Origin of the sequence: Psychrobacter glacincola, assembly GCF_965118485.1 — a bacterium.
Taxonomy (GTDB): Bacteria; Pseudomonadota; Gammaproteobacteria; order Pseudomonadales; family Moraxellaceae; genus Psychrobacter; species Psychrobacter glacincola_D.
Map to the genome: position 1 here is coordinate 22,479 of NZ_CBCPJH010000041.1, position 6,700 is coordinate 29,178.

Below are 6,700 nucleotides of genomic sequence, written 5' to 3' on the forward strand. Positions count from 1 at the left end.
ATTATAGTCAGTTCACAATAAAAGAAACACAGCCCATATCATGAAAGAGTTTAGGTAGATTATTCTCCATCCAAACTTGGCGTAGAAACTTAGCTTGTGCCCACTTCTTTTCAATGGGGTTTAAATCAGGACTGTAGGGTATTAGCCAAAGAATACGATGGCCATGTCTATTTAATAATTTTTGAATACGCTTGCTCTTATGAAAGCGGGCATTATCCATGACAATCACGCATTTTTTTTAAGACTCGGTATCAGCGTGTACTTACACCAGTGATAGAATATGGTGCTATTAATGTTCTGCTCAACGTACTCAAGCGCAAACAGCATCTTTTCATACAGAGCACCAATGACATTATTACGCTTTTTTGCTTGCCAGTTGTAGCTATCAATACAAGGTTTGCCTACTGGTGCATAACCATAAAGACGAATAGTTTCAGCCTCAAAGCCACTCTCGTCCATATACACAATGGGATAGCCTTGCCGCGTAAAGTTATCAAGCTTACTCTGATACGCCACTCTTTTTATCAGACACGATTTTTGATGCTCCAAGGTCTTTTTTTTGACTGATACCTAGGCGTTTTAAAGCAGTATACATGCCAGTCTTACTGCAGTTGAAGCGCCTAGCTCGCTCGTAAAGATAGTCGTCTGGATGTTGTTCAACGTCCTTTAGTAATAGATCATCTTGTATTTTAGTCGGTGATTTATCCCGAGTTTGTTTGATACTTGGGTTTTTCAGCCAGCGCTGTAATGCGGTTTTGCTAACGTTATAGAAAGTACAAGCTTGACGGATACTCATGTCTTTGTTCTTGACAATTTTAATCACTTGAGCTCGCAAGTCTGCTGAATAAGTCATGTGTTCTTCTGCTATTTCGCTTGTTTTAAAACAATTGCATCTTATTTACAAAGAACTGGCTATATATTTAAGTTTAGTAATATAATTTTTAATTCAGTATAGGAATGTAGGTGTTATAGTCAGTTTAATATAAAATCGATACAGCCCATATCATAAAATAGCTTAGGGAGATTATTCTCCATCCGTCCTTGGCGTAGAAATTTAGCTTGTGCCCATTTCTTTTCAATAGGGTTCAGATCAGGACTGTAGGGTGGTAAAAATAAAAGGTGATGGCCGTGTCTATTAAGCAGCTTTTGCACCCGTTTATGAAAGCTTGCGTTATCCATTACGATTACGCACTTGGTTTTTAGGCTCGGTATTAGCGTGTGCTTGCACCAGTGATAGAATACATCTCCGTTGATGTTTTTCTCGAAGTAATCAAGTGCAAATAGTACTCTTTCGTACAGGGCACCAATGACGTTGGTACGTTTTTTACCTTGCCAGTTGTAGCGATCGATACAAGGTTGCCTATCGGTGCATAGCCATAAGGCCTGATGGTCTCATGCTCAAAGCCACTTTCATCCATATAAACAATGGGATAGCCTTGAATCATATATTCATTCAAATGATTGAGATACTTAGCTCTTTTTATCGGACAGGCCTTTGGATGTTCTAGTGTCTTTTTTTTGACTGATGTTCAATCGTTTTAAGGCATGATGAATACCGGTTTTACTACAGCCCAGACGATTTGCGCGCTCATACTGATAGTCATCAGGATACGCTTTAACATCATGAAGCAAAGCGTCATCAGCTATTTTGGTCGGGGCTTTATATCGCCCTTTCTTAGGCTCTAAAATCTGTCTCCAGCTATGTATAGTACTGGTGCTAAGCTCGTAAAAAGCAGCAGCTTCTCTAACAGTCAGACCATTATCGATACTAGACAGAACTTGTTTACGATAGTCGATTGAATAAGTCATGGTTTATCTAAATAGTTGATTAGTTTTTATGTATTGTATCGATTTTATCTGAACTCTACTATAGAAAGCTATTCGAGCTATATAATTTTTTTAATAAAAAAATATTCCTAACTGAAGAATACAATAATTTTTTACTGTCGTCTCAACAGAAAAAAACTATTGTTGAATTTTATGTTATCTCTCATACTTACTGATAATCTGTAAATTTTGGAGGCGGTAAAGTTCTTGAGATGACTGCTCTATACTTAAAGGATAGAGGTTGTATTATATCGCCCAAAATATAACTCCAAGGAACAGCATAGTTTGATACAACGCCATCATATTCATGACCTCTGCGATCTTTAATATGACTTGCAGGGTTTAGCTTTAGTGCTGGTAAAATTTCATCTAAACGGGTATTTAGTCTATTCCACCATTCTTGAGTCAAGTTAGATTTAGGTTTGAATATAAAAGCACCATTGCCAATTAAGCTTTTATAATTTAACTGATAGAACCTATAAATTACTTTAGTTTTAAATTTATTAAAAATAGATCGATTTAAAAGAAGTGCTGATTGATGGATGTTTGCTACCCCCCATCTGTTAATCTCCTGATACCCTATACAAAGTAAGTCGTGCTTACTGTTTAACATCTCGAAACTTGGAGTCCAAGAATCATTTATTTGCTTTATATCACAATAACCACCGCCATAATGATGCATAAAATAACAACGTAAATAATCAGCTTTATGAGCAAGATTCAAGTATTTGTATGCAGGATGCATATTATCAGGGTCAACGTACTGATGTAAGTTATCATTATTCACTAAAATAATATTTGATTGACTGCTAGCTCTCATAGTTTCTATTGACTTTAGTCTAACCTCTGGAATAGTATTATCTCCAGTCCAAAATATATATATATTATTCATTTTTAATTCCCATAATAAGACTCTTGATACTGAATACCTTGTTTTTATCAAAATTTATAATTTTCTATATATTAAATATCCAATTTCCCATATCACATTACGTAGAAAAATCAGCTACCTATCATAAAAAATATAGTCAAGCCTATTTAAAAGTGTTATAAACTAACTATCAAAATTAGTTATTATTATAAAAATCGAGACGTTTTAAAGCAGTGTGCATGCCAGTCTTACTACAGTTGAAGCGCCTAGCTCGCTCGTACAGATAATCATCAGGATATTGTTCAACGTCTTTTAAGAGTGCTTCATTCAGTATTTTAGTCGGTGGTTTATCCCGAGTTTGTTTGATACTTGAGTCTTTGAGCCAGCGTTGTAAAGCAGTTTTGCTAACGCTATAGAAAGTACATGATTGGCGGATACTCATGTCACTCTGCTTGACACTTTTAATCACTTGCGCTCGAAAATCTGCTGAATAGGTCATGTGCTCTTCTGCCATCTCGCTTGTTTTAAAATGATTGTATTTTATTTATAAAGAACTAGCTATATATTTAAGTAAAAATCTTAAATATTTTTGTAAATAAATTATTAATGCTCATTAATTTAAAATATCAAACCATGTATCTTTCAATTTTTCTTCAGAAAATAAAATAGAAGAATTGATAGCATTATTACTCATACTTCTATAAATACTATTCTCTTTTATTAAAAAATCCATCTTTTTAATAAATTCTTCTATATCATTTTCTTTTATTAAAAAACCGTTGTATCCTTCTTTAATAATTGATCCTGGTCCAACCCTTATATCGTAAGCAACAATTGGCGTACCTTTTGATATAGATTCTAAAAGAACCATTGGAAGAGCTTCATGTAAAGATGTCATAACATATATTTTAGATTCTCTTATTTCCTTAAGCGTTTTATCATTAGAAAGAAAGCCTGTAAAAATCACAGAATCACTAATATTTAAAGACTGTGTTAGTTGGATAAGCTTTTCTTTTTCCTCCCCATCTCCGACTATTTTAAGTTTATAACCTTCATTATTAATGATAAATTTTGACCATATAAGTAATAGTCTGTCAAAACCCTTTTCTATTGATAATCTGCCTACAGATATTACTTGCTTTTTTCTTTCTAGAATTCTTGTTTTTTTCTTTATTTTTATAAAATTAGGTACGGTTAAGCATTTTGTTTTCCGATTTAGACCTATCAATTCATTTTCTACTTCATTTTTCAACTCTTCTGTGAGTAATAATAAATAATCTATATTACTATATTTATATTTTATATCCCTTAAATATCCTTTAAATTGAGTATGATCACAATGTAATTGGGCAATTAGCTTATTACTATTTTTTGAGTATTTATTTATTAATTTAGTATGTTCATTTCTAGTTGAAATAATAATACTATTATTAATATTTTTAATAGATTTTGCAATCACTTTATTATGCGAATAATATTGATTATATCTGGTATATAAATCATTTATAAACTTTTTAAAACAAAGATTTTTTAAACTTTTTTTCAATGAAGCGGTTTTTTTTGGTAATTCGTATTTTAAATACGTAATTTTTACTCTATTATCTAAGTAATAAACAGGCTCTTGATAAAAATAAATACATAGAATTTCTACATCATATTTCATCTCTATAAATAAATTAGATAAATTACAAATTACTTTCTCTATACCACCGTGTCTTAAATGAAGACTTATTATATATATTTTTTTCATATTACCTTCATTAATTCTCTGTAGGTTTGATGGTAAGAGATATAACTATCACGAAATTTCTGATTACCTCCCTTTTATAAACTTCACTATTTTATCCAACTACATCAAAACGGTTTTTTTAATTACCTATTAGCATGTATTTTTCTATTAAAATTATAGCAAGCTCTTTTAAAACTTCTAATCAAACGATTTATATTTTCAGTTGAACAATCATAAAATAACCTCTAAGTCTATTTGATTTATGCTAGACAGGCACCTTAATAACCTTTTACATTCCTTTAATTAAAAAATTATATTAATAATTCAATATATATATATTGAATATCATGTCAGCAATGCTAAGCATATTTTGCCATTTCTTTAAACTTGACATTGCGTACCACAAGCTCCTGATAAGTACCATAATCTATGATTTTTCCGTGCTCCATAAAATAGATAAGATCACACTTCTCTACCGTCTTTAGACGGTGCGCAATCATAATGATGGTTTTTTTACCACTAAATTCATGGATGGCGTCCATCACTATTTTTTCAGTGATACCATCTAACGCACTAGTCGCTTCATCGAATACCAACACTTCTGCTTCATGATAAAGTGCACGCGCAATACCGATACGTTGACGTTGGCCACCTGATAGCTGTACGCCACGCTCACCTACTTTTGTATCGATCCCTTCTGGTAGTTGCTCAACTAATTCTGTCAGATTGGCTAAATTTAATGCTTTATTAACTTGTTTTATATTGATTTCTTTTGCCGGAATACCAAAAGCGATGTTTTCGGCGATGCTTCCTTCACTCAGAAAGATGCTTTGTGGAACAAAGCCCAACAGATCTTGCCAAGCCCGTTTATTTTCCGCATTGATAGGAACATCATCTATATATATAGTGCCCTGTTTCGGCGTTAATAAACCAAGCAGCAGATCTATCAGAGTTGACTTACCAGAGCCTGATGAACCAACTAGACCTATTACACTGTTTACAGGAATAATAATATCAACGCCATTCACGGCTGGTCTATCTTTACCAGGATAGCTAAACTCTATATCGCGAAGTCTGATGCTTTTTTTCAGCGCAACTGCTGTGGGTACGACAGTACTACTATTAGATTTTCGACCGCCAAATGATTGTTCTAAATCATCTTTAATCGCTTCAAACGCAGCAATACTACCTTTAATCTGAGATAGACTAGAATATATTTGTTGCAGAGCTGGCAGCAACTTAAATGCCGCTAGGGCATAAATCGCTAGAATAGGTAAGACCTCTCCTAAATTACCAGAGTGCAATTTAACCAACACCAATACCAAAGAAATCATCGCACCAAAGGCGATCAGCTCTATAAAATAACGTGGTACTTGGCTAATAGCTGTATTGGTCCCTTGAGCACGAGCAAAAGTATTACTACTATTTTGGAAGCGCTCTATAAAATCATGACTACGATTGAGTAGTAGCACATCTTTAATACCACCAAACCCTTCATTCATAAGCCTAAAACGTTGAGTAGAAACCTCTGATAACTGCTGACCATTATCGACTAACTTTTGCCGAACCAATCTATATAGTACGAAATAAGCTGATGAAAATATTAATATACCTAAGATGGCGACTACTGGATCATAAATCACAATGCTGATAGATATAAACAGAGCCAATACTATTTTTGCGTTCATCGCCATAAGTGGTTGTACAATCTGTGAACTTATTCTTGCAGCCTCTATAGATACTTGCTTAGTAAGCTGTGCACTACTGCTGCTTGCATGAAATTGCCAGCTTTGCTGCATATAGTAAGAATAAAGACGATCCGCAATCTCGGTACCTATACGAGCACCAAAAATTGATAATCTCCAAGTAGTAAACATAGAAATTACAGTAGAAAACGTCAACATGACTAGGACTATCAAACCCGTATAGAATAAAAAGTCTATAGGATTATTTAAGCCAGACATCTGATAGATATGAGCAAAAAAACCATTTTTTTCTAATATGCTCATATCGCCGACTAAAGCCATAAAAGGCGCTATAGAAGCAATCCCTAATAACTCAGTGAACGCCATAATAACGACTAATACTTGTAGTGTATAAAATTGCTTTAGTTGCTTATCAGTGAGCAATGAGAAAAGCTGCATAATTACTTTCAACATAGTTATTCAACTACCAGTTGTTTTGTAAAAACTGCACATACCAAGGCATCGTTTTAGCAATACCTTGAACGATATCGAACTGAGGATCATATCCTAATGCGTTTTTGATTTTAC

Annotated in this window: 10 protein-coding genes; all 10 read right to left on the reverse strand. The window is 33.5% G+C overall.

The genetic code is table 11. The features are described from left to right. Positions 1–7: 7 nt before the first annotated feature. The 10 genes from ACMHKH_RS12755 to ACMHKH_RS12800 all read right to left on the reverse strand — a co-directional run bounded on the left by ACMHKH_RS12755 (position 8) and on the right by ACMHKH_RS12800 (position 6,586). A complete protein-coding gene (locus ACMHKH_RS12755) occupies positions 8–220 on the reverse strand; it encodes a transposase (protein WP_413521018.1) in 213 nt (70 codons plus the stop codon). A gap of 5 nt (positions 221–225) precedes the next feature. Continuing rightward, positions 226–516 carry a transposase gene (locus tag ACMHKH_RS12760; RefSeq protein ID WP_413521019.1) on the reverse strand — a complete coding sequence of 97 codons (291 nt, stop codon included), beginning with the start codon at positions 514–516 and terminating at the stop codon, positions 226–228. Beyond that, complete coding sequence (locus tag ACMHKH_RS12765; RefSeq protein WP_413521020.1) at positions 500–853, reverse strand: IS630 transposase-related protein; 354 nt, start codon at positions 851–853, stop codon at positions 500–502. The genes ACMHKH_RS12760 and ACMHKH_RS12765 overlap by 17 nt, the downstream gene beginning before the upstream one ends. A gap of 119 nt (positions 854–972) precedes the next feature. Then, positions 973–1,308, reverse strand: coding sequence for a transposase (locus ACMHKH_RS12770; protein WP_413521028.1), 336 nt, complete (start codon positions 1,306–1,308; stop codon positions 973–975). After that, positions 1,212–1,445, reverse strand: a complete 234-nt coding sequence (locus ACMHKH_RS12775; protein WP_413521021.1) for a hypothetical protein — start codon at positions 1,443–1,445, stop codon at positions 1,212–1,214. Before ACMHKH_RS12775 ends, ACMHKH_RS12770 begins: the two co-directional genes overlap by 97 nt. A gap of 25 nt (positions 1,446–1,470) precedes the next feature. Beyond that, positions 1,471–1,809: an IS630 transposase-related protein gene (locus ACMHKH_RS12780; RefSeq protein ID WP_413521022.1), complete on the reverse strand. Its 339-nt coding sequence runs from the start codon at positions 1,807–1,809 to the stop codon at positions 1,471–1,473. Between the two features lie 187 nt (positions 1,810–1,996). Continuing rightward, positions 1,997–2,719 (reverse strand): capsular polysaccharide synthesis protein, encoded by a 723-nt coding sequence (locus ACMHKH_RS12785; RefSeq protein WP_413521023.1) that lies wholly within the window; start codon positions 2,717–2,719, stop codon positions 1,997–1,999. A 175-nt stretch (positions 2,720–2,894) separates the two neighbouring features. Next, the gene (locus tag ACMHKH_RS12790; RefSeq protein WP_413521024.1) at positions 2,895–3,212 is read right to left on the reverse strand and encodes an IS630 transposase-related protein; all 318 of its coding nucleotides are present in this window, start codon (positions 3,210–3,212) and stop codon (positions 2,895–2,897) included. A 99-nt stretch (positions 3,213–3,311) separates the two neighbouring features. Beyond that, the gene (locus ACMHKH_RS12795; RefSeq protein ID WP_413521025.1) at positions 3,312–4,448 is read right to left on the reverse strand and encodes a glycosyltransferase; all 1,137 of its coding nucleotides are present in this window, start codon (positions 4,446–4,448) and stop codon (positions 3,312–3,314) included. Positions 4,449–4,786: 338 nt separating this feature from the next. Continuing rightward, complete coding sequence (locus tag ACMHKH_RS12800; RefSeq protein WP_413521026.1) at positions 4,787–6,586, reverse strand: ABC transporter ATP-binding protein; 1,800 nt, start codon at positions 6,584–6,586, stop codon at positions 4,787–4,789. Between the last annotated feature and the right edge of the window lie 114 nt (positions 6,587–6,700).

Coding starts and splice junctions, on each gene's coding strand:
- ACMHKH_RS12790 (WP_413521024.1), bottom strand. CDS start 3,212: ATGGCAGAAGAGCACATGACCTATTCAGCAGATTTTCGAGCGCAAGTG.
- ACMHKH_RS12755 (WP_413521018.1), bottom strand. CDS start 220: ATGGATAATGCCCGCTTTCATAAGAGCAAGCGTATTCAAAAATTATTA.
- ACMHKH_RS12775 (WP_413521021.1), bottom strand. CDS start 1,445: ATGATTCAAGGCTATCCCATTGTTTATATGGATGAAAGTGGCTTTGAG.
- ACMHKH_RS12780 (WP_413521022.1), bottom strand. CDS start 1,809: ATGACTTATTCAATCGACTATCGTAAACAAGTTCTGTCTAGTATCGAT.
- ACMHKH_RS12795 (WP_413521025.1), bottom strand. CDS start 4,448: ATGAAAAAAATATATATAATAAGTCTTCATTTAAGACACGGTGGTATA.
- ACMHKH_RS12785 (WP_413521023.1), bottom strand. CDS start 2,719: ATGAATAATATATATATATTTTGGACTGGAGATAATACTATTCCAGAG.
- ACMHKH_RS12765 (WP_413521020.1), bottom strand. CDS start 853: ATGACTTATTCAGCAGACTTGCGAGCTCAAGTGATTAAAATTGTCAAG.
- ACMHKH_RS12800 (WP_413521026.1), bottom strand. CDS start 6,586: ATGTTGAAAGTAATTATGCAGCTTTTCTCATTGCTCACTGATAAGCAA.